Below are 20045 nucleotides of genomic sequence, written 5' to 3' on the forward strand. Positions count from 1 at the left end.
ATGTCCTTAACGCGAGGCCAGCCCGTGAAGCTCGACCAGACGTCGAACCTCCTCGAGATAGCGCTGATTGTCTTCCAGGGCCGCGACGGCTTCGCTGTAGCTGCACTCGATAAACCGCACTTTGCTACCGATCGGTGCCTGACCCAGGCGCCACAGGTCTGCCTCGATCACTGTGCCGAATTTCGGATAACCGCCACTGGGTTGCGCGTCGCGCATCTGGATGATCGGTTGCCCACCGTGGGGCACCTGAATCACCCCGGGAACGATGCCGTGGGAACGGATTTCCATGGCGGCCTTGGGCAAGATCGGCGCACCTTCGAGCCGGTAGCCGTAACGGTTGCTCTGGGTAGTGACCTTCCACTCGCCAGCCCAGAATGCCGCACGGGAATCCTCCCGAAAGCACTCATACTCAGCCGCTGGAAGGACGCGCATGGCCGGCAGCCCATCGCGTTGCAATGGCAACGCCTGGCTCGGCGACACCACCCCGAAATCAGTGGGCAGCACACTCATTCCCGCACGCAATGCCGAGATCCGGTCACCCTGCTGCAAGGCTCGTCCTTGCAAGCCACCGAACTCACCACGCAGTTGAGTGCTACGCGAGCCAAGCACCTGCGGCACATCGATACCACCGGCCAGGCACAGATAGGCACGACTACCGGAGGTCGGATAACCAAGGCTGAGCACCTGGCCTTCCCTGGCCTGGGCCACCCAGAACGGTGGCAGTAGCTGACCGTCGAGGGAGGCTTCACTGGCCGCGCCAGTCACTGCAAAAGCACAGTCCTGAACAAACCGCACCTCGAATGGAAACAGCGGAATTTCGATCGCCGCCGCGTCCTCGGGATTGCCCAACAACAGGTTGCCCAACGCCAGCGCCAGATGGTCCATCGCGCCGGAGGTTCCCACCCCGTAACCGAGGCTGCCGAAGCGGCCGAAGTCCTGCACGGTGGCCAGGGCGGTGGCCGATAAAATCTCGATCATCGAATGATCCTCTCGATGCGCAAGCGCAACATATCGCCCGGCCGCAGCATGGCCGGAGGGTTTTGGGTCGGGTCAAAAAATGACATTTCGGTGCGGCCAATGGTGTTCCAGCCGCTGGGACCGGCCGATGCCGAAACACCGGTCTGCACCCCACCGATCGACACGGAGCCAGCGGCAATACTGATCACCGGCACCTGCCTCCGTGGCGTGGCCAGACGCGGGTCCATGCCGCCGAGGTAGCAGTAACCGGGATGGCTGCCCAAGGCGTACACCGGATACAACGGTTCGCAATGCAGGTTGGCGATGGTGTCGATATCCAGCCCGGTGTGCGCCACCACATCAGCCATGTGCGGACCGAACTCACCGCCATACACCACCGGCAACTCGACAATGCGCCCTTCGAGCGGCAGCGGTTGACTCTGCTCCCAGGCCTCAAGCAATCGCTCGCACAATCCGTTGAGGTCGCGCGGCGGCTTGGTGAAGGTCAGCATCAGGTTGTTCATGCCAGGGACCGCTTCGTGTATGTCGGCCCATTGCCCAGCCTGCAAAGCCAGGCTCCAAATGCGTTGTTGCGGCGCCAGATCCAGCTCGCCGGGGGCTTCGAACAGCAAAGCCGTGGACCCCAGCAGGCTGATGTGCGGACGCAGCGATACAGAAGCAGTACTCATGTCGGACTCCGTTGTTGCAACCAGCGCTCCAGGTGGTGAATGTCCACGCCACCGCTGCAGAACGCCGGGTCGTCGAGAATGTCGCGGTGCAGCGGGATATTGGTCGAGATGCCTTCCACGTACATTTCACTCAGGGCCAGGCGCATCCGGGCCATGGCCTCATCGCGTGTCGCGCCGTGGGTGATGACCTTGGCCACCATCGAGTCGTAATAAGGCGGCACCCGATAGCCGGTGGTGACATGAGAATCGACCCGCACACCAAAGCCCCCGGGGACTTCCCAGCGCTGAATCAGCCCCGGGGTCGGCATGAACGTGATCGGGTCTTCGGCGTTGATCCGGCATTCCAGCGAGTGCCCATTGAGCTGCACGTCTTGCTGGCGCAGCTCTAGCACTTCGCCCCGGGCCATGCGCAGTTGCTGCTGGACGATGTCGATGCCGGTGGTCATCTCCGTCACCGGGTGTTCGACTTGCAGCCGGGTGTTCATCTCGATGAAGAAGAACTCACCGTCCTCATACAGAAACTCGAAGGTGCCGACGCCGCGATAGCCGATCTGCCGGCAAGCAGCGGCACAGCGCTCGCCGACTTTGGCAATCAGTTCCGGGTCGATACCAGGCGCCGGCGCTTCTTCCAGGACTTTCTGGTGCCGACGTTGCAAGGAGCAATCGCGGCAACCCAGCCAGATCGCATGGCCATGGGCATCGCACAACACCTGTATTTCCACGTGCCGCGGATGACCGAGAAACTTCTCGATGTAGAGCTCCGGATTACCAAAGGCCAGCCGTGCTTCTTCACGGGTCAGCGCGATGGCATCGAGCAGTTCACCCTCCTCTTTCACCACGCGCATGCCACGACCACCACCGCCGCCAGCGGCCTTGACGATCACCGGATAACCGATTTCACGTGCGATGGCCTGGATGCTTTCATCATCGGTGGGCATCACCGAATCCGGACCCGGCACGCACGGTACGCCGGCTTCGCGCATCGCCCGTTTGGCGGCGACCTTGTCACCCATGGTGCGAATGCATTCGGCGCTCGGCCCGATAAAGGTCAGGCCGGCGGCTTCGATGCGTTCGGCAAACCCGGCATTCTCCGACAGAAAGCCATAACCCGGATGGATCGCCTGAGCACCGCTGACCTTGGCCGCGAACAGCAGTGCAGCCTGGTTCAAATAACTCTGGCCGGGAGACGCCGGCCCGATGCACAGGGCCTGATCGGCGTTTTGCACGTACTGGGCGTAGCGATCGGCCTCGGAGTGCACGACCACGGTCTGTATCCCCAGGCCACGGCAGGCACGCTGAATGCGCAGGGCGATTTCGCCACGGTTGGCGATCAGCACTTTGTCGAACATTGAATTCACCTGAAAGAGGATGGGCTTTGGGATCAGTCGAGACGGAACAACGACTGACCGGCTTCGACTTCGGCGCCACTCTGGGCGAGGATCGCGGCGATCCGTCCGGCGGCTTTGGCCTTGACCGGGTGGAACATTTTCATCGCCTCGATGACCGCCAGGGTCTGCCCGGCTTCGACCTGCTCGCCGACCGTGACAAACGGTGCTTCCCCTGCGGCGGGCGTCAGATGCAGTACGCCGTACAGGCTGGCCTTGACCTCGATGGCCTGCACCGTCGGGGTATCTGCCGTGGATGGCGGCGGTGCCGATACCGGCAATGGCCCGGTCAACGGCTCTGCGGTCAAAACCTTTCCGGCCTGCTTGAAAAGACGAACCGTACTGTCACCTTCGGTCAGACTCAGTTCGAGCAGATCGGATTCGGCGAGCAAATCGATCAACCCCTTGATGCGTTCTGAATCCATGCGTGGGCCCCTGCCTGTCGAGCGTGTCTTAAGTGGATGGGGTCAATGTAGCGAGCCCGCCGAACGACGACCAAGACGCTTTGGCTTTGGGGTGATAAGCCGTCCTTATGACCACTCAGATCAGGCTGCCGCGCATCTCGGCGACCAGTTCCAGCAGGATCGCCTTGACCGCTTGCGCCGGCACCGACAGCGGCAGGTGACCGGACAGACACAGCGCCAGCGGCGCCTCGACCGCGGGCTCGACAATGCGACACATGTGCATCGAGGTGTCGGCGACCATCACCCGCGCCGAGGACTCGGGCAGGATCGTCGAACCGAAGTGCTCGGCGACCGCAGCAGTCAGGGTGATCGAAGATTCGATTTCAGCCACCACCCGCGCACTCAGGCCGATGCGCAGGAAGGCTTCATCCACCAGTCGACGCATGACGTTGTAGGGACGCGGCAGGAGCATGTCCATGTCCGCCAGGTCGGCCAGAGGGATCTCGTCGAGAGCGCTGACAGCCGGATCGGCACTCACCAGATAGAGGTGCTCGCGCAGCAGCGAGACGAAGCTCAAGCCATGGACTTCACGCCCGCCATAGAGCACGGCCATGTCCATCCGGCCATTCATGATCAACTCGCTCAAGGTGGTGCCGAAGTTTTCATTGAGGTACAGCAGAATGCCCGGATGACGCTCGCGCACCCTGCGCAACAGCGGCAGGGACAGCGTCGATGCAGCGGTGCCTGGCGCCAGCCCGACCGACACTTGCCCGGACAAGGCCTGCCCCGTGGCGTTGATGTCACTTTGAGCTTGTTCGCATTGGCGCAGAATGATTTGCGCGTGCCCATAGAGCACCTTCCCCGCCTCGGTCGGGGTGACGCCGCGTTTGGTGCGGATCAGCAATTGTTGCTGCAACTCCGCCTCCAGCGTGGCCAGTTGCTGACTGAGTGCCGGTTGGGCGACATGCAGCACATCGGCGGCCTGGGTCATGCTGCCGATATCGACGAGTTTCACGAAATACTTCAAACGACGCAGGTTCACGGTGGCGATGCTCTTGCTCAACAAAGGGGGGCTGCCCACAAGCTTTAGCAAGAGCCAGGCCAGCCCCGAACATTGCACACGTGGTGAACTGCAAGGCTCAACCATAAGCCTTTGCTATGGCTTGATCGTTGCTGTCGGCGTTGATACCCGCCAAGGGCATACAGGCCTGGGCGCACCGTATTAGTGCAAGCACTGTGCAGTTCCAGCCATAAGCGATGCCTATCCGACCAGAACGATCTCGTCTTATGGCGGCCAGGGTAGCGACTCGTACTGTAGGGCCTCGTCAACGTCATCAACGAGGAACGACACGTGACCGCCTCCCGCATCGCCGCCCGTGTGCAACGTATCAAACCATCGCCCAGCAGCGCCGCATCCGACCGTGCGAACGAACTGCGCCGGCAAGGCAAGTCCATCATCAATCTGGTCGTCGGCGAGCCGGACTTCGATACCCCGGTGCACATTCGGCAAGCGGCCAGCGCCGCCATCGAACGCGGCGAAACCCGTTACACGCAAAATGCCGGCACCCCGGAGTTGCGCCAGGCCATCGTCGCCAAGCTGGCCCGAGAAAACGGCCTGACCTACGGTACGAATCAGATCCTGGTCACCAGCGGTGCGAAGAGCGCGATCTTCAATGCCTTCGCCGCCACCCTCGGCGTGGGCGAGGAAGTGTTGATTCCGGCGCCGTACTGGGTGTCGTACCCCGACATGGTGCTGGCCTGCGAAGGTGACCCCGTCACACTCGCCTGCCCGGAAGAACACGCCTTCAAGCTGACCCCGGCGCAACTGCGCGGCGCGATCACCGAACGCACTCGCTGGCTGCTGCTCAACTCGCCCAGCAACCCGACCGGCGCCAGCTACAGCGCCGCCGAACTGCGCGCCCTGGCCGATGTGCTGTTGGATTATCCGCAGGTGTTGCTGATGACCGACGACATTTACGAGCACATCCGCTACGAAGGCCTGGACAACCCGCACATCCTCGCCATCGAACCAGCGTTGACCGAGCGCACCCTGGTGGTCAACGGCGTGTCCAAGACTTATGCCATGACTGGCTGGCGTATCGGCTACGCCGCAGGCCCGGCCGACCTGATCGCTGCCATGGCGACCCTGCAATCGCAATCGACCAGCAATGCCTGTTCGGTCAGCCAGGCCGCCGCCGTCGAAGCGCTCAATGGCGACCAGGCGTTCGTCAAGGAAAGCGTGGCGGTCTATCAGCAACGCCGGGATCGCTGCCTGGTACTGCTCAACGCCATTGACGGCTTGAGTTGCCGCAAGCCCGACGGGGCGTTCTACCTCTATGTGAACTGCTCAGGTTTGCTCGGTAGAACCACGGCCCAGGGCAAGCAGCTGGACAGCGACTACGACGTGGTCATGTACCTGCTGGAAAGCCAGGGTGTGGCGGTGGTGGCAGGCACCGCATATGGCCTGGCGCCGTTCTTCCGGATGTCGATTGCCACCGACATCAAGACCCTCGACGAAGGTTGCTCGCGCATTGCTGCTGCCGTTGCGGCGTTGAGCTGAGGACCGACGATGGCCGTGGCGACCCTCCCTCCCCTGAGTTTCAAACAGGCCTTGCTGGCGATGCTGGGCATCTCGCTGGTGTTGATGCTCTCGGCACTCGACCAGACGGTGATCGGCAATGCCTTGCCAAGCATCGTCGCCGAACTCAAGGGCTTTGAACTTTACGCGTGGGTCGCCACGGGCTACATGCTGGCGTCTATCGTCACCATCCCGATCTTTGGTCGACTGGGGGATTACTATGGGCGCAAGCCCTTCGTGATCGCCGCCACCCTGATTTTCACCTTGGCTTCACTGGCCTGCGCACTGGCCAGTGACATGCTGTTGCTGGTGATCGGTCGCGCCTTGCAGGGCGTCGGCGGCGGCATGTTGATCGGCACCGCATTCGCCTGCATTCCGGAACTGTTTCCCGACACCAGGCAACGCCTGCGCTGGCAGATGCTGCTCAGCGCCCTGTTCAGTGTGGTCAACGCCATCGGCCCCGGGCTGGGTGGCTACCTGACGGGGGCGTTTGGCTGGCGCTCGGTGTTCTATCTCAATCTGCCGCTGGGTTGCCTGGCGCTGTTTTTTGCCTGGCGCTACCTGCCTTATTACCGCCCGCAGCAACTGACAAAGATCAGCCTCGATTGGCCGGGCGCGCTGCTGATCGCCCTGGCATTGGGCAGTCTGCAGTTGTTCGTCGAATGGCTGGGGCATTCCAGCCTGATGCTGAGTGCGGCGCTGGGTTTGATCTGCGTGGCGGCGACTGTCGCGCTGTACGTTTGGGAACATCGCTGCACGCATGCATTGCTGCCCTCGGCATTGCTGCGACTACCGAGCATGCGCCTGCTGTTTCTGCTGTCGATGGCGGCCGGCGCGATCATGTTTTCGCTGCTGTTCTATCTACCGCTGTTGCTGCAGGGCAGCTATGGCTACTCGCCGCAAGATGCCGGCCTGTTGATCACACCACTGGCACTGAGTATCACCCTGGGGGCGATCGTCAACAGCCGCATCGTGACCCGTTTGCGTAATCCAAACCTGTTACCGCTGTGCGGTTTTGTGGCGCTGCTGCTGGCATGTTTCTGCCTGGCTCTCGCCGGGCGTAGCGCCTCCTTCAATGTGTTGCTCGGCTTAATCCTGCTGGCGGGTCTTGGCTTGGGATTCATCCTGCTGAACCTGACGGTATTCACTCAAACCCTCGCCGAGCGCCAGTTCCTCGGGATCGCCACCGCGCTGACCCAATCGCTGCGCCTGGTGGGCGGATTGCTCGGAACCGCTTCGATGGGCGTGCTGGTCAACCTGCTTTACAGCGCCAACCTGCAACGACTTTTTATCGCCCAAGGGCACGCCGACGGACTGGCGTTGTACGCCGACCCGCAGATCCTTTTGCACCCCGACGCCGCACTGCTCGAACACCCACAATGGCTGAACCTGGCCCGCGATGCACTGGCCCAGTCGGTGGGCGTCGGCCTGCTGCTCTGCGCCGGCATCGGCGTGCTCGCACTGTTCATCCTGTACCGCTTGCCGCCCGTGAGACTGAACGTCTTGCCGGCCACCGCTGCTCCTGAAAAACAATAAAAACCTTTACTGCCGCTTTTGACTGCCTCTCACAACATTCGACAACTCATGGGGATGACTCCGATGGAGCTTTTCAATCGCGCACCTAAAGTAGTGGCCGGCATTTGCGGCCTGATCATCGCTCAACAGGGTTACGCCGCAGGCCTGGTAGAAGACAGCAAGCTCAGCGTGCTGGCCCGCAACTTTTTCAGTAATGCCGACAACCGCAGCGGCGCCGCCGCCCCCAACTACACCCAGGAATGGGGCCAGGGTTTCATCGCCAACTTTCAGTCCGGCTACACCCAGGGCACGGTCGGTTTCGGCGTGGACGCCATTGGCATGTACGGTATCCGGCTGGACTCCGGCAAGGGCCGGCACTACAACCCCGAAAGCAAAAACTTCAACGGCAACATCTTTCCGACCGACAGCGACGGGCGTGCCGTGGATGAGTTCGGCAGCCTGGGCCTGACGGCCAAGGCGAAGTTCTCCAACACTGAACTGAAATACGGCACGCTGGTCCCGATGTTGCCGGTGGTAATGTCCACCGACCGCATGCTGCAACAAACCTTCAATGGCGGGCAGATCCAGTCCAAGGATCTGGAGAACTTCACCTTCACCCTCGGCCAGCTGGAGCATGTCAAAGGTCGCGGCTCAAGCAACCAGATGGGCATGTCCATTCCCGGTGCAAACAACGCGCAGACGGGCGAGTTCGTCAACAAGTTCTATTACGGTGGCGTGGACTACAAAGCGACCAAAGACCTGACCTTGCAGTACTACTACGGCAACCTGCAGGACTTCTACAAACAGAACTTTCTGGGCCTCAAATACGATTGGCAGGTCGGCCCCGGCACCCTGCGCACCGACCTGCGTCACTTCGACAACCGCTCCGATGGCGCCAACGGTCATGACCCGGCTTTCTACACGTTTGGCTACTACGGCGACGGCGTCACCAAAGGCAAAGTCGACAGTCGCCTGAGCAGCGCGCAATTCACCTACCTGGTGAACGGCCACACCATCGCCGCCGGCCTGCAGCAAGTCAGCGGCGACAGCGACGCGGTCTGGCTGAACCAGGGTGACGGCTCCACCGCCTATTTCATGACGGAGTCGATGATCGGCAAGTTCCAGCGCGCCGGCGAAACCACCTGGCAGGTTCGCTACGGCTATGACTTCGCCAAGGTCGGGGTTCCGGGTTTGAGTTTCATGGGCATGTACGAAAGCGGTTCCAACATCCGTACTCCCACCGGCGACAAAAGCGAATGGGAGCGCAACCTGACCGTGAGTTATGTGGTCCAGCAAGGGCCGCTCAAAGACCTGAGCATCGCCCTGCGCCACGCTTCGTTGCGCACTGAAGTGTCCACGCAACGGGACAGTGATGAGCATCGAGTGATCATCAGCTACCCGCTGAATATTCTGTAAGAGCCTACACACTGGGTGATGCGCATCGTCACCCAGTGTGCTTCTGGTGATACCACCCACACAAGACGCGGTGCACCTTGAGCATGCGCTACAAAACATAATCACAGGTTTGCGGTAGTCAGCTTCGCTCGTTGAACTCACTGGCTCGGCGCGAAGCGGATTTAAAAATCGAAGAATACCGTTTCACCCTCCCCCTGAATACGTATGTCGAAACGATAAGCCGCCTTGCCATCCACCTTTGTAGATATGTTGAATTTGTTTCACTGACACGCAGCCCTGCTGCACCCGCCGGTTTTCGGCAAAGCGACTCTGGTCGACGCCGAGAGTGATTCGAACACTCTCCCCCCCCCAGCACCCCATGCTAGTAACAAACGACCAACATCAGCGGGGATTAGTAAGAAGCTCTACCTCATTGATAGCTATCCCACTGCCTTGTACTTCCTGTCTGCCACACACATATCGTGACCAGTGATCCATTAACATTTGCCGCTTTCTGAAAAGGTCTCCACGGCGATAAGCCGCCTCAACGGCACTCTCTACTGCATGTGCCAGTGCCTGCTCACAAACCTCTCGAGGATAATGGGTGGCCTCACTCGCCCAATCCCTAAAAGTCGAACGAAATCCGTGAGTCGTAAGGTCGCCGCGTTTCATTCGCCGCAATACCATCAACATCGCCATATTGCTCAACGGGCGTCCTTTCCGAGCACCAGGGAATAGATGATTGTTCCCCTTAACCCGTGGCAGTGCGATCAATAGATCCAATGCCGCTTGTGACAAAGGAACCCGGTGCTCTTTCCCTGCTTTCATTCGCGACGCCGGAATAGTCCATATCCCTGCCACGAGATCAATCTCCGCCCAGGTAGCCTCAAGCACTTCACTGGTTCGGCAGGCAGTCAGGATGGTGAAACGCAGGGCTTTGGAACTCAGGTCTTCTGCTTTCTCAAGAGCCACCACCAAGGAGGGAAGTTCGATCCATGGGATGGCTGCGTGATGCTTCACAGCACGCACTTTTTGGCGGGGAGGCAAAAGCTTGTCCAGGTGTCCTCGCCATCGAGCGGGGTTTTCACCCTCGCGCAGCCCTTTGGCCTTTGCTGCATCAAGGACCAATTCGATTCGGTTTCGCAACCGGCTCGCAGTTTCAGGTTTTACTGTCCAAATCGGCTTGAGGATTGTTAGCACATGCTCAACGCCTACCTCTTGCGTAGGAAGCTCGCCTATGACCATGAACGCATAGGTAGCCAAAGTGTTCTCCCACTGCTGAGCATGCTTGGCATTTTTCCAGCCCGCCCTGTGGGCAGCGATATAGTCGAGAGCAACGTCTTTGAAGGGGGTTGCCTTGGCCTTGGCTGTGGCCTGAGCTAAACGCTCGGTTTCTTTTTCCAGCCGTTGCCGCTCCAACTCCTCATCCCGACGGGTGAGCGGATCGACGCCTGACTTGCTCAGTTTTCTGGCCTCTGCTGCTTTCTCACGAGCTTTCGCGAGACTTACTTCGGGGCTCCCGCCCAGCCCCATGTCTCGGCTCTTGCCGGCAATCTTGTAGCGAAAGATCCAACTGCCGCCACCAGAACGGCCGACTTTCAAGTAGAGGCCGTCGCCATCGTTGGTCATTCCAGCCAACCCGGCCCTGATTATCTTCTCTACGGTTTTTGTCGTCAGTGATGCCATCAGTCACCTCCTATTTAAAGGATGATGACTCAATCTAGATGAGTCTCAGCCCATACTCCAGCCCATACCTTGGCCCCTGGCTTTTCGTGGTTGTAGGCGGAACACAAAAGACAAAACTCGTCATAACTGACTGTTTTTGCGATTGTTTTACGCTCCCAATAGAACCTTAATGGACGTCAATGAACATCAAAACAAAAGACATCGCCTCCGCCATCTTATGTACGACAAAGCCCTGATTATTCAGGGCTTTGTCGTTTCTGGGGTTTGGCGGCAATCTCGCCGTTGGGCATGTGTTCCATAACTATTATTGACGTGTTCCAGAACTCAGCAGCTGCCCCCCCTCCTCCGGCGTCCTGCCGATCGTTAAAAATCCTTCATGTAACGCGATGCTACGCTGTCCTTAAAACCGAGGATTAGCGATGCCACAATTCAAACCTTCTCCCCTCCTACAAGATCAACGAAAATCAACTCGCTCTCGAAGCCGCCATCCTGGAGCGTTCCAACTGGGTCGAGGCTCATGGCTCGGCTGATGCCCACCTACAATTTGCGTGGTGCCTTGGACACCATCGACAAGAACGAGGAGTTCATCAAGCTTACGCTCGCAGTCCCGATGGCACCGGAGTGACGACGGCTACTTTTCCTTGGCTGAAAATGACTGCTATCAGCCAAAAGCCGCCTCTTTGGTGGCCCGCGCGCGGCCGAAAACACGTCAGCTCAATCCAGAATGGGACGAAGGAAACTGCGCTCATAGCTCAGGATGAATTTTTGCTCGGTAGCCTGCGTCACCAATTGAACACACTCCGGATCAACTCCGACCTCCCTACGATACTGCTCATAATCTGCCAGGCTGGAAAAGCTGAATAGACAGTAAGCGATGTTGTTGGCGCCTTCGGCTGGTAGAAAGTAGCCATGGTGGTTTCCTCCCATACGGGTCACCACACGAATCCAATGGCGAGAATAGCTTTCGAAAGCCGGGAGCTGGTAGGGATCGATTACATACCTGACGTGGCAAGTGATCACTGGATCATTCCTTTGAAAATGGGGAGGCCGCTATTCTACGCACGCCATAAGCTGAGTCGTCGATGGCAGTCTGGGGGCGATTTCAGCCCATCTCAACAGGCAGCAATCGGCCGATTCTGTTGAAAAAGTCGGCTTGCCCAAAACGCTCGAATATTGATGGGTGAAAACACCTCTTTTGCACGCTGCTACGTGAAATCCGAGTCCTGAACCTTCTGCCCAAAACACAGATTTCAATCTCAGGCGCGTACTTTTCTGCCGTGGAATCCGAAGCCGAGTTTTTCAACAGAATCGGCCAGGAGCGGACATTCAATTTCACTATTCATCGATCTCCCGAACGTGCGAAATTACCCGCCCTTCAACTTCTCTCAAAGGCATATTCATGACCTCCCCCCTGACAGTCTCGAATCTTTTAGGTCCATGGAGTGGAGATGACAACACAGGGCTAATGCAGCGTTGCAAGGAGGCATGGGATACACCTCTAGAGAGTTTGAATGACCTTATGGTTGCCACTTTTTTGAATCAGAACATCGCGACCGAACATCTGCTTGTCGAGGCAAGGCGTCGCATGAAAGAGCAGGAACGAGATGAAACCGAGTACTTCGACGGCCAGCTTCTCGAAGCGATAGAGCGCGTGCAATCTGGGGGGTAATTCATCCCGACGGGTTATTGCGTTCGACACGGTATGTCAGCTATGGGTCGGTTGCAGCCTTGGCGACAGGCAGAAACCGACCAGAAGTGGTCATTTAGACGACAGTACCGTGGACGAGATGCCATCTCACCCTCGTTTTTGGATCGGGCCTCCCTCCGGAAAATCAAGGAGCCAACTGATAGGTTGACTGCACTAGACCGGAAGGAAAGCATCGGCTATTTACTAGCTTCAATTCAATGTCCTGCGTAAGGGCCCCGAACAATGGTCTTCCCGACCCAATCAGCACGGGAACAGTGGTGATCACCATATCGGCGACTAACCCGTCACGCAGGAATGACTGCACCAATTGCCCGCCATCGACATAGACTCGATGCACACCTTGCCTCGCCAGTTCCGCCAGCAGGTCTGAAGGAGTGAGGTTGGAAAAACGCACTTTTCCCTCTAGCGCATTAGGCACCTGTGAATCGGCCAACTGTTGAGACAACACGATTACTGGCAGGTCGTAGAACCAAGTGTCGAAGGTCAGCACTTTCTCATAGCTCCCCCTCCCCATCACGATAGCATCCTTATCGGCGATGAAGCCCAGGTAGCCGTGATCCTCACTCTGATCATCGCGCTGCAATAGCCAGTCAATGTCACCGTCGGACCTGGCGATATAGCCATCTAGACTGATGGCGATGAAAACATGTGCAGTAGTCATAGAAGTTTCCTTATTCAGACGACGCATGACTGACCGCAAAGAGGATAGCAAAACTAATATATAGCTAGATTTCTTAGCTGGTTTTCTACAAATCCCGCTCAAATCAAATTGGTCAAAAAAGTGTGTAGCGTATTTTGATCGCGCGGATAGGCGGTTCACGCTTTGAATTAATCTCCCTTCAACACCGGTTCAGCTTCATCGACCGGCAACGAAGCAAACATTTCAGCGCGACAAACCTCAAGGATCTCATCCGCGAGTGCAGAATCATCCGGGCAGGCACGCGACAAAATAATCGCGCCGACAGCACGAGACAGCAGGTCAATCATTTTCTTTCTCCCCTCTCCCGCCTCGGCATCCGGTCCCGTTGGATATTTCTCTCCCAGCGTTTGCAGGGTGTGTTCAATGCCTTCGGCAAATGTCGTTTTCACATCATCCGATTGACGCGCCGCGTCGCCGCACAACGCGGCCATGGTGCAACCGTTACCACGTCCGTCCCGATGTTCTCGAGTCACATAGACGTTGATGAAGCCCGGAACATCGAGCGCTTGGGCGCCTGTCAGCGATTTGGCAAGACTGCAGGCCGAGGCTTCGGCCATCAGGTCGGCCTTCGACCCAAAGTGCTTGTAGAAGCCTCCATGGGTGAAACCGGCAGCCGCCATGAGATCCGCCACACCGACGCCATCAAAGCCGCGCTCACGGAACAGCTCTGAGGCCGTTTCAACGATGTGCTCTCGATTGGCTTGCGCCTGGGCCTTGGTCACTCTCACGTGCAATACCTCGTGTCCACTGGGAAATCATGCGTCCAATCATACATAGATGCTGGTCATAATCAAAACCGTTGACAGTTTAGATTTCGATCATCATCCTAATTGCACGCAACACCGATCTCCATCAACGGGCACGGAAGAAATACCAGATGATCAATCAGAATCTGTTCACCCCTTACACCCTTGGCAGCCTAACGCTGTCGAACCGGGTAGTCCTTGCGCCGCTGACACGTAACCGCGCAGGCCAAGGCTTCGTCCCCAGCGAGTTCGCGGCCACCTATTACAGCCAACGCGCCAGCGCCGGCCTGCTGATCAGCGAAGCCACGCAGATTTCCCGACAGGGCCAGGGCTATCAGGACACCCCTGGGATCTACACGCAGAAGCAGATAGACGGCTGGCGCACCGTGACCGATGCCGTCCACGCCAAGGGCGGAAAAATCTTTCTGCAACTGTGGCATGTCGGCCGTGTGTCGCATGTTGATCTGCAAGAAAACGGCGCCGCTCCTGTGGCCCCTTCTGCACTGCGCGCCGCCACCAAAGTGTTCGTCAACAACCGTTTTGAAGACGTCTCCGAGCCGCGCGCACTGGACATCAGCGAACTGCCGGGGATCGTCGCCGATTTCCGCCAGGCTGCGTCCAACGCTATCGCCGCTGGGTTCGATGGTGTGGAGATTCACGGTGCAAACGGCTATTTGCTGGATCAATTCCTCAAGGACAGCGCCAATCTGCGTACCGACGCTTACGGCGGTTCGATTGAAAATCGTGCGCGCCTGTTGCTCGAAGTGACGGCGGCGGTCGTTAATGAAATCGGCGCGGATCGCACCGGTGTGCGCCTGTCACCGGTGTCACCGGCCAATGGCGTATCCAGCAGCGATCCGCAGACGCAATTCGATTACGTCGTTGAACAACTCGACGCCCTCGGCGTGGTTTATCTGCACGTGGTCGAAGGCGCGACCGGTGGCCCACGCGACGTGGCGCCCTTCGATTTCGGTGCCCTGCGCCAGCGCTTCAAAAACACCTACATCGCCAACAACGGCTATGACCTGGACCTGGCGACTTCGAAGCTCGCTGAAGACCAGGCCGACCTGATCGCCTTCGGTCGCCCGTTCATTGGCAATCCGGATCTGGTGGAGCGCCTCAAACGTGGCGCGCCGTTGTCCGCGTTCAATCCCGCCACCCTCTATGGCGGCGGTGCGGCTGGCTACATCGACTACCCGACGCTGGCTGAATCGAGCGCTACCGCAAGCTGAGCCATCAGTGATCGCGCTTTCTGTTTCACACATCCTGAAAGAGAGATACCCCATGAGCACTCGCCCTACTGTTCTCATCACTGGCGCCTCCACCGGCATTGGCGCGGTCTACGCCGAGCGCTTCGCGCAACGCGGCCACGATCTGGTACTGGTCGCCCGCGACCAGGCGCGCCTGGACGCACTTGCAGCGCGCTTACGCAGCGAACACGAGGTCGCCGTCGATGTCATTGCGGCGGACCTGACCCAACTCAGCGATCTGACAAGCGTTGAAAGCCGCCTGCGCGACGACGCCCGCATCGGCATCCTCGTCAATAACGCCGGCGCCGCGCTGTCCGGTAACTTCATCGACCAAAACACCGACAGCGTTGCGCAACTGGTCGCCCTCAACACCACGGCGCTGGTGCGGCTCGCCAGCGCCATCGCCCCACGCCTGGCCAAGGCAGGCGACGGCGCGATCATCAACATCGGTTCGGTGGTAGGCCTCGCGCCGGAGTTCGGCATGACGGTCTACGGTGCGACCAAGGCATTTGTGCTGTTCCTTTCCCAGGGCCTGAGCCTGGAACTTTCACCTCAAGGCGTCTACGTGCAGGCCGTGCTGCCCGCCGCCACCCGCACGGAGATCTGGGATCGCTCCGGCGTCGACATCAACACCTTGAGCGAAATCATGGAAGTGGGCGATCTGGTGGATGCCGCCCTAGTCGGTTTTGATCGTCGTGAAGCGGTGACCATCCCACCGCTGCACGAAGCGGAACGCTGGGATGAGCTGCAGAGCGCACGTCAGGGCCTGCTGGGGCAAATCCGCCAGTCTGCAGTCGCCCAGCGCTACCAGACCCTACCGTGATCTTTTGGTAGCGAGTATTCGCGCCGGATTCGATGCAGGCGCAAGGCACTGCATCGAACCCGGCCACTGTCCGGAGTAGCAATGAATTCAACGCAGACAAGTACGCCCTCGGGTTCACAGACGTCGTTCATCAACGCGACGAACCAGTCGATCACGGTCAACGGCATTCCCTTTGCCTATCGCGATACCGGCCCAGCAACCGGCGTGCCCCTCGTACTGTTCAACCATTGGGGCGCGGTGCTGGACAACTTCGACCCCGCGATCATCGATGGCCTTGCACAAACCAGACGCGTCATTACCACCGACTATCGCGGCATCGGCGGCTCTGGTGGAAGCGCACCACTGACCGTCGACGAAATGGCTGACGATGCCATCCAGCTGATCCATGCGCTGGGGTTGGAAACCGTTGATGTGCTCGGTTTCTCCCTCGGCGGCTTCGTCGCTCAGGACATCGCCCTGAAGGCACCTGATTTGGTGCGGCGCTTGATTCTGACCGGCACCGGACCGGCCGGCGGCAGCGGTATCGACAAGGTCGGCTCGGTGACATGGCCATTGATGCTCAAAGGCTTGCTGACCCTGCGCGATCCGAAGTTCTACCTGTTCTTTACTTTGACGCCCAATGGCCGCCGATCCGCCTCGCTGTATTTACAGCGCCTGAAAGCACGCAAAAAAAATCGCGACAAGGGCCCGACGCCCAGCGCTTTCCTGCGGCAGTTGAAAGCCATCACCGCGTGGGGCAAACAGCCGCCGCAAGACCTCGGGCGCTTGCGGACGCCGACGCTGATTGTCAACGGCGACAACGACATCATGGTGCCCAGCGTTAACTCGAGTGCACTGGCAAAGCGTATCCCCAACGCACAACTGGTGATTTATGAGGATGCCGGGCACGGCGGTATTTTCCAACACCACGTTGACTTTGTGGCCAAGGCGCAGGCGTTCCTCGATGCCTGACAACGCGGCGCAGCAACGCCGCAACACACCGGCTACCCTCCTTACAATCGAAAAGAGCCGCACCACGATGAAAGCATTTCTAATTGATCGCTATGGCAAGAACCCCGGGCGGATTAGCGAAGCGCCCGCCCCCGCAGTGGGTGCCCACGACGCCTTGATCGAGGTACACGCCAGCAGTGTCAACGTGCTGGATTCGAAGATCAGCAAAGGCGAATTCAAGCTGATCCTGCCCTACTCATTTCCGTTGATCCTGGGTAACGATCTGGCAGGCGTCGTGATTGAGGTGGGCTCGAAGGTGACACGCTTCAAACCGGGAGACGAAGTGTACGCTCGCCCACCGGAAGCGCGGATCGGCACGCTCGCCGAATTGATCGCCGTGAACGAGAACGCGATCGCCCTGAAACCTGCCAATACCAGCATGGCACAAGCCGCGTCCCTCCCCTTGGTTGCACTGACCGCCTGGCAAGTGCTGGTCGAAACCGCCCAACTGAAAAAGGGTCAGAAAGTGCTGATTCACGCCGGCTCCGGCGGCGTCGGCACCCTCGCCATCCAGCTCGCCAAACACCTCGGTGCCTTTGTCGCTACAACCACCAGCACTGCGAATGTCGAATGGGTGAAGGCATTGGGGGCCGATTTGGTGATCGACTACAAACAGCAGAACTTCGAAAGTGTCTTGCACGACTACGACGTGGTGTTGAACAGTCTCGGCGCCGATGTCCTGGAGAAGTCACTCAAGGTGCTCAAGCCAGGTGGCCAGCTCATTTCCATCTCTGGGCCACCCACTGCGCAGTTCGCGCAGGACCAAGGATTGTCCTGGCCATTGAAGCAAGTCATGCGCCTGCTGAGCTTCGGTATTCGGCGCAAGGCACGCAAGCAGGACGTCAGCTACAAGTTTGTATTCATGCGGGCCAACGGCACCCAACTGCAACAAATAACCGCGCTCATTGAGGCCGGCATCATCAAACCGGTGATTGACCGCGCCTTCCCCTTTGAATCAACGGCAGAGGCGTTGAAGTATGTCGAGCAAGGACGAGCCAAAGGCAAGGTCGTTGTTTCGATCAAATGACTACGCCGCCTATCGATGAGTCGACCGAAGAGCCCGAGCAACTTTTAGCACAGCAGCATTCTTCATCCGGGCTGAGCGAGTTGACGACACTAGAGTTGCCGAAACAGGAAGCGCAGCAAACGGACGTCGTGCCTGTTGCACCAACTGTGATCCTATGGCGCAGTTTGATGCTTAAGCAGTAGATCTCGGCCTCGCCACAGCCACCGTACAAAGCACATTCATAATCAGTTTGGCGACTCTCTCTGTAGCACAATTGACGAACCCGAGGATGAATATACGTTCATCAAAAACATTGTTCTATGCGTCTAGCCTGTGGGTTCCGACATAGTGAATACAGGACTAACCCACCATGTTCTCGCACGAAAGCATCCCGCTGATCATCATTTTCATCATCCTGCTGCTTGGCGTGCTTACCGCCGTCCTCCATCCGGTACATGCGTTCTATAGCTGGCTTCAGAGGCGCAGGGAAAAATCATCCGTCGAGATCGCGAAAGAGGTGGATTCGCGCTGAATTTTTTTAACGAGCCCGGCTAAGTCCGGGCATTTTTTTGAAGCTTTCGGGCCGATTCTGTTGAAAAAGTCGGCCTTGGTTTGCGCATCAGAAAAGTACGCGTCCGAGATTGAAATCCGAGTCCTGAACCTTCTGCCCAAAACACAGATTTAAATCTCAGGCACGTACTTTTCTGCCGTGGAAACCGAAGTCGACTTTTTCAACAGAATCGGCCAAGAGCGGACACTCGAGCACATCACCTGGTTGGCTGTTTTTTCATGACGAAGCGGTCACCCGTGTTCTGCTGCCAACATTGACCTGAACTGAGAAATGATCTCTGAAGATAACCCGGCAGCTTCGAACACTGCACAGGTAAAGCTAACGGGTGCAGGACCTGGCGCAGTTATGATGCGGTCAGCAACCACAGCTACTGGACTGCTTCGATAAAGCGAGGACCCTTCATAACCTGCGGCATTCTGTTGTAAAAAGTCAGCGCTGTTCGAGGTATGAGAAACCGTGTCGAGAAGCCCGGCTCTCGCAAGTGCCAGCGTTCCCCCACAGATACCGGCAATTGTCGCGCCACTTGAACGACTAGTATGAAGAAAGTCCCGAATATCCGGTGCATCTGCACGTTCCCAGATCATTCCACCGATGACGACAACAACGTCCGGTTTCCAGTCCAGGCATTGTTGCAAGCTGCAATTCACAGTTACTTCCAATCCACCCTGCGAGCGGAACTGCCCCGTAGTAGAGGCGAAAAACCTAACGTCGATCCCGTAGAACGGGGATGCGGTTCCTGCAATGAAAGCATATTCCCAGTCCGCAAAACCGGGTGTCAGTATCAATCCCACGCGTGCCATCAGTCAGAATCCTCCATGAAAACGAATAACATAAAGCGACAACACATAGGTCTCAACGGCTGCCTTGGGTCGAAAGTTTCCCCTCACCACTGACAGCTTTCGGCCAGAGGCTGATTGTTGAAATCGGCTGAAATCGCCACTCAATGGTCAAGCCTATAAACTTGCGGATGACTCAAGGTGCGTATCACTTCCTGCCAGTCGCCGTAATTCGCTCACATCGGCGAACCACTCATGGGACTGAAGACTGTGGAATGCATCATATGCTCCATACCCCCAGGCGACCGCACCAAAGGCGATACCGGCAGTCGCTGCTGCTTCACCATCCGTAGGTTGGTCGCCGATGTAGATAACTTCCTCTTGCGCCACCTCGAATTTGCGCATGACACGGCGCAAGCGAGACGCCTTGCCGAAAATGGAGGCGCCGCACTCGAAGGCCCGGATATGTTGACAGCTGGAGCCCAAAATTTGCTTGATATTTTCTTGGGAGTTAGAAGATACCACCGCCAGAATCAGTCCTTTCTCGTCAAGATGGGCGAGGATATTGGCGATGTTATTAAACAGTGGGATCGAGCTTCGATGTTTCTTCATCAAGCTCATGAAGGTTCGCGCCACCAGAGGCAACTTCCAGCGAGGCATTCCGATATGAGCCATGATCTCCCGAGCCCCCTGCTTGCGCAGACCGTCCAACTCTTGCGGGTGAATTCGACTGAATGCGTGTCTGTCAGCGACCTGGTTGAACACTGAAACAAAGAACGGAAAGGAATCAGCGAGCGTGCCGTCGAAGTCGAAAATGGCAAGCCGGTATGACATGTGAAAGCTCCTTCCTGTAGTGGTGGCAGCCG

General features: G+C 58.2%; 20 protein-coding genes and 1 pseudogene. 9 read left to right on the plus strand and 12 right to left on the minus strand.

The features are described from left to right. Positions 1–6: 6 nt before the first annotated feature. From ACCC96_RS02060 to nac, 5 genes are all read right to left on the minus strand, one after another. A complete protein-coding gene (locus ACCC96_RS02060) occupies positions 7–978 on the minus strand; it encodes a biotin-dependent carboxyltransferase family protein (protein ID WP_413694862.1) in 972 nt (323 codons plus the stop codon). Further along, entirely contained in the window at positions 975–1646 is a 672-nt protein-coding gene (gene pxpB / locus ACCC96_RS02065) for a 5-oxoprolinase subunit PxpB (protein WP_204124427.1), read from the minus strand. Before pxpB ends, ACCC96_RS02060 begins: the two co-directional genes overlap by 4 nt. Then, positions 1643–2995, minus strand: a complete 1353-nt coding sequence (gene accC / locus ACCC96_RS02070; RefSeq protein ID WP_413694863.1) for an acetyl-CoA carboxylase biotin carboxylase subunit — start codon at positions 2993–2995, stop codon at positions 1643–1645. The genes pxpB and accC overlap by 4 nt, the downstream gene beginning before the upstream one ends. 32 nt (positions 2996–3027) lie before the next feature. Continuing rightward, a complete protein-coding gene (locus ACCC96_RS02075; RefSeq protein ID WP_413694864.1) occupies positions 3028–3456 on the minus strand; it encodes an acetyl-CoA carboxylase biotin carboxyl carrier protein in 429 nt (142 codons plus the stop codon). A gap of 115 nt (positions 3457–3571) precedes the next feature. Next, the gene (nac, locus tag ACCC96_RS02080; protein ID WP_413694865.1) at positions 3572–4477 is read right to left on the minus strand and encodes a nitrogen assimilation transcriptional regulator NAC; all 906 of its coding nucleotides are present in this window, start codon (positions 4475–4477) and stop codon (positions 3572–3574) included. 309 nt (positions 4478–4786) lie between these two features. Between nac and ACCC96_RS02085 the strand changes: the two genes are divergently transcribed. The 3 genes from ACCC96_RS02085 to ACCC96_RS02095 all read left to right on the plus strand — a co-directional run bounded on the left by ACCC96_RS02085 (position 4787) and on the right by ACCC96_RS02095 (position 8944). Next, complete coding sequence (locus tag ACCC96_RS02085; RefSeq protein WP_413694866.1) at positions 4787–5995, plus strand: aspartate transaminase; 1209 nt, start codon at positions 4787–4789, stop codon at positions 5993–5995. 9 nt (positions 5996–6004) lie between these two features. After that, on the plus strand, positions 6005–7549 hold the full coding sequence (locus ACCC96_RS02090; protein ID WP_413694867.1) for an MFS transporter: 1545 nt from the start codon (positions 6005–6007) through the stop codon (positions 7547–7549). A 63-nt stretch (positions 7550–7612) separates the two neighbouring features. Beyond that, a complete protein-coding gene (locus ACCC96_RS02095; RefSeq protein ID WP_413694868.1) occupies positions 7613–8944 on the plus strand; it encodes an OprD family porin in 1332 nt (443 codons plus the stop codon). A gap of 161 nt (positions 8945–9105) precedes the next feature. On the opposite strand, the pseudogene ACCC96_RS02100 reads toward ACCC96_RS02095, so the two are convergent. The 3 genes and pseudogenes from ACCC96_RS02100 to ACCC96_RS02110 form a co-directional block, all read right to left on the minus strand. Beyond that, positions 9106–9183, minus strand: a pseudogene (locus tag ACCC96_RS02100) (protocatechuate 3,4-dioxygenase subunit alpha); the annotation flags it as partial. A 142-nt stretch (positions 9184–9325) separates the two neighbouring features. Continuing rightward, positions 9326–10609, minus strand: a complete 1284-nt coding sequence (locus tag ACCC96_RS02105; protein WP_413694869.1) for a tyrosine-type recombinase/integrase — start codon at positions 10607–10609, stop codon at positions 9326–9328. Positions 10610–11323: 714 nt separating this feature from the next. Then, positions 11324–11629, minus strand: coding sequence for an NIPSNAP family protein (locus tag ACCC96_RS02110; RefSeq protein WP_258673519.1), 306 nt, complete (start codon positions 11627–11629; stop codon positions 11324–11326). Positions 11630–12008: 379 nt separating this feature from the next. Between ACCC96_RS02110 and ACCC96_RS02115 the strand changes: the two genes are divergently transcribed. Next, a complete protein-coding gene (locus tag ACCC96_RS02115) occupies positions 12009–12278 on the plus strand; it encodes a contact-dependent growth inhibition system immunity protein (protein WP_146016236.1) in 270 nt (89 codons plus the stop codon). A gap of 163 nt (positions 12279–12441) precedes the next feature. On the opposite strand, the gene ACCC96_RS02120 is transcribed toward ACCC96_RS02115, so the two are convergent. Beyond that, positions 12442–12978, minus strand: a complete 537-nt coding sequence (locus ACCC96_RS02120) for a dihydrofolate reductase family protein (RefSeq protein ID WP_019578450.1) — start codon at positions 12976–12978, stop codon at positions 12442–12444. 167 nt (positions 12979–13145) lie between these two features. After that, entirely contained in the window at positions 13146–13745 is a 600-nt protein-coding gene (locus ACCC96_RS02125) for a TetR/AcrR family transcriptional regulator (RefSeq protein WP_413694870.1), read from the minus strand. Positions 13746–13894: 149 nt separating this feature from the next. Between ACCC96_RS02125 and ACCC96_RS02130 the strand changes: the two genes are divergently transcribed. The 5 genes from ACCC96_RS02130 (at position 13895) to ACCC96_RS02150 (ending at position 18364) form a co-directional block, all read left to right on the plus strand. After that, positions 13895–14995, plus strand: a complete 1101-nt coding sequence (locus ACCC96_RS02130) for an alkene reductase (RefSeq protein ID WP_413694871.1) — start codon at positions 13895–13897, stop codon at positions 14993–14995. A gap of 52 nt (positions 14996–15047) precedes the next feature. After that, the gene (locus ACCC96_RS02135) at positions 15048–15836 is read left to right on the plus strand and encodes an SDR family NAD(P)-dependent oxidoreductase (protein WP_413694872.1); all 789 of its coding nucleotides are present in this window, start codon (positions 15048–15050) and stop codon (positions 15834–15836) included. A gap of 81 nt (positions 15837–15917) precedes the next feature. Further along, positions 15918–16787 carry an alpha/beta fold hydrolase gene (locus tag ACCC96_RS02140; protein WP_413694873.1) on the plus strand — a complete coding sequence of 290 codons (870 nt, stop codon included), beginning with the start codon at positions 15918–15920 and terminating at the stop codon, positions 16785–16787. Positions 16788–16854: 67 nt separating this feature from the next. After that, positions 16855–17853 carry an NADP-dependent oxidoreductase gene (locus ACCC96_RS02145; protein WP_413694946.1) on the plus strand — a complete coding sequence of 333 codons (999 nt, stop codon included), beginning with the start codon at positions 16855–16857 and terminating at the stop codon, positions 17851–17853. 349 nt (positions 17854–18202) lie between these two features. Continuing rightward, positions 18203–18364 carry a hypothetical protein gene (locus tag ACCC96_RS02150; RefSeq protein WP_018927603.1) on the plus strand — a complete coding sequence of 54 codons (162 nt, stop codon included), beginning with the start codon at positions 18203–18205 and terminating at the stop codon, positions 18362–18364. A 269-nt stretch (positions 18365–18633) separates the two neighbouring features. Here ACCC96_RS02150 and ACCC96_RS02155 read toward each other — a convergent pair whose 3' ends face one another. Next, positions 18634–19203, minus strand: coding sequence for a DJ-1/PfpI family protein (locus tag ACCC96_RS02155; protein ID WP_019649213.1), 570 nt, complete (start codon positions 19201–19203; stop codon positions 18634–18636). A 153-nt stretch (positions 19204–19356) separates the two neighbouring features. Continuing rightward, entirely contained in the window at positions 19357–20013 is a 657-nt protein-coding gene (locus ACCC96_RS02160) for an HAD hydrolase-like protein (RefSeq protein WP_413694874.1), read from the minus strand. Between the last annotated feature and the right edge of the window lie 32 nt (positions 20014–20045).

Source organism: Pseudomonas sp. Pseusp11 (genome assembly GCF_047304405.1).
Classification (GTDB): Bacteria; Pseudomonadota; Gammaproteobacteria; order Pseudomonadales; family Pseudomonadaceae; genus Aquipseudomonas.

Coding starts and splice junctions, on each gene's coding strand:
- ACCC96_RS02060 (WP_413694862.1), bottom strand. CDS start 978: ATGATCGAGATTTTATCGGCCACCGCCCTGGCCACCGTGCAGGACTTC.
- pxpB (WP_204124427.1), bottom strand. CDS start 1,646: ATGAGTACTGCTTCTGTATCGCTGCGTCCGCACATCAGCCTGCTGGGG.
- accC (WP_413694863.1), bottom strand. CDS start 2,995: ATGTTCGACAAAGTGCTGATCGCCAACCGTGGCGAAATCGCCCTGCGC.
- ACCC96_RS02075 (WP_413694864.1), bottom strand. CDS start 3,456: ATGGATTCAGAACGCATCAAGGGGTTGATCGATTTGCTCGCCGAATCC.
- ACCC96_RS02090 (WP_413694867.1), top strand. CDS start 6,005: ATGGCCGTGGCGACCCTCCCTCCCCTGAGTTTCAAACAGGCCTTGCTG.
- ACCC96_RS02095 (WP_413694868.1), top strand. CDS start 7,613: ATGGAGCTTTTCAATCGCGCACCTAAAGTAGTGGCCGGCATTTGCGGC.
- ACCC96_RS02105 (WP_413694869.1), bottom strand. CDS start 10,609: ATGGCATCACTGACGACAAAAACCGTAGAGAAGATAATCAGGGCCGGG.
- ACCC96_RS02115 (WP_146016236.1), top strand. CDS start 12,009: ATGACCTCCCCCCTGACAGTCTCGAATCTTTTAGGTCCATGGAGTGGA.
- ACCC96_RS02120 (WP_019578450.1), bottom strand. CDS start 12,978: ATGACTACTGCACATGTTTTCATCGCCATCAGTCTAGATGGCTATATC.
- ACCC96_RS02130 (WP_413694871.1), top strand. CDS start 13,895: ATGATCAATCAGAATCTGTTCACCCCTTACACCCTTGGCAGCCTAACG.
- ACCC96_RS02135 (WP_413694872.1), top strand. CDS start 15,048: ATGAGCACTCGCCCTACTGTTCTCATCACTGGCGCCTCCACCGGCATT.
- ACCC96_RS02140 (WP_413694873.1), top strand. CDS start 15,918: ATGAATTCAACGCAGACAAGTACGCCCTCGGGTTCACAGACGTCGTTC.
- ACCC96_RS02145 (WP_413694946.1), top strand. CDS start 16,855: ATGAAAGCATTTCTAATTGATCGCTATGGCAAGAACCCCGGGCGGATT.
- ACCC96_RS02150 (WP_018927603.1), top strand. CDS start 18,203: ATGTTCTCGCACGAAAGCATCCCGCTGATCATCATTTTCATCATCCTG.
- ACCC96_RS02155 (WP_019649213.1), bottom strand. CDS start 19,203: ATGGCACGCGTGGGATTGATACTGACACCCGGTTTTGCGGACTGGGAA.
- ACCC96_RS02160 (WP_413694874.1), bottom strand. CDS start 20,013: ATGTCATACCGGCTTGCCATTTTCGACTTCGACGGCACGCTCGCTGAT.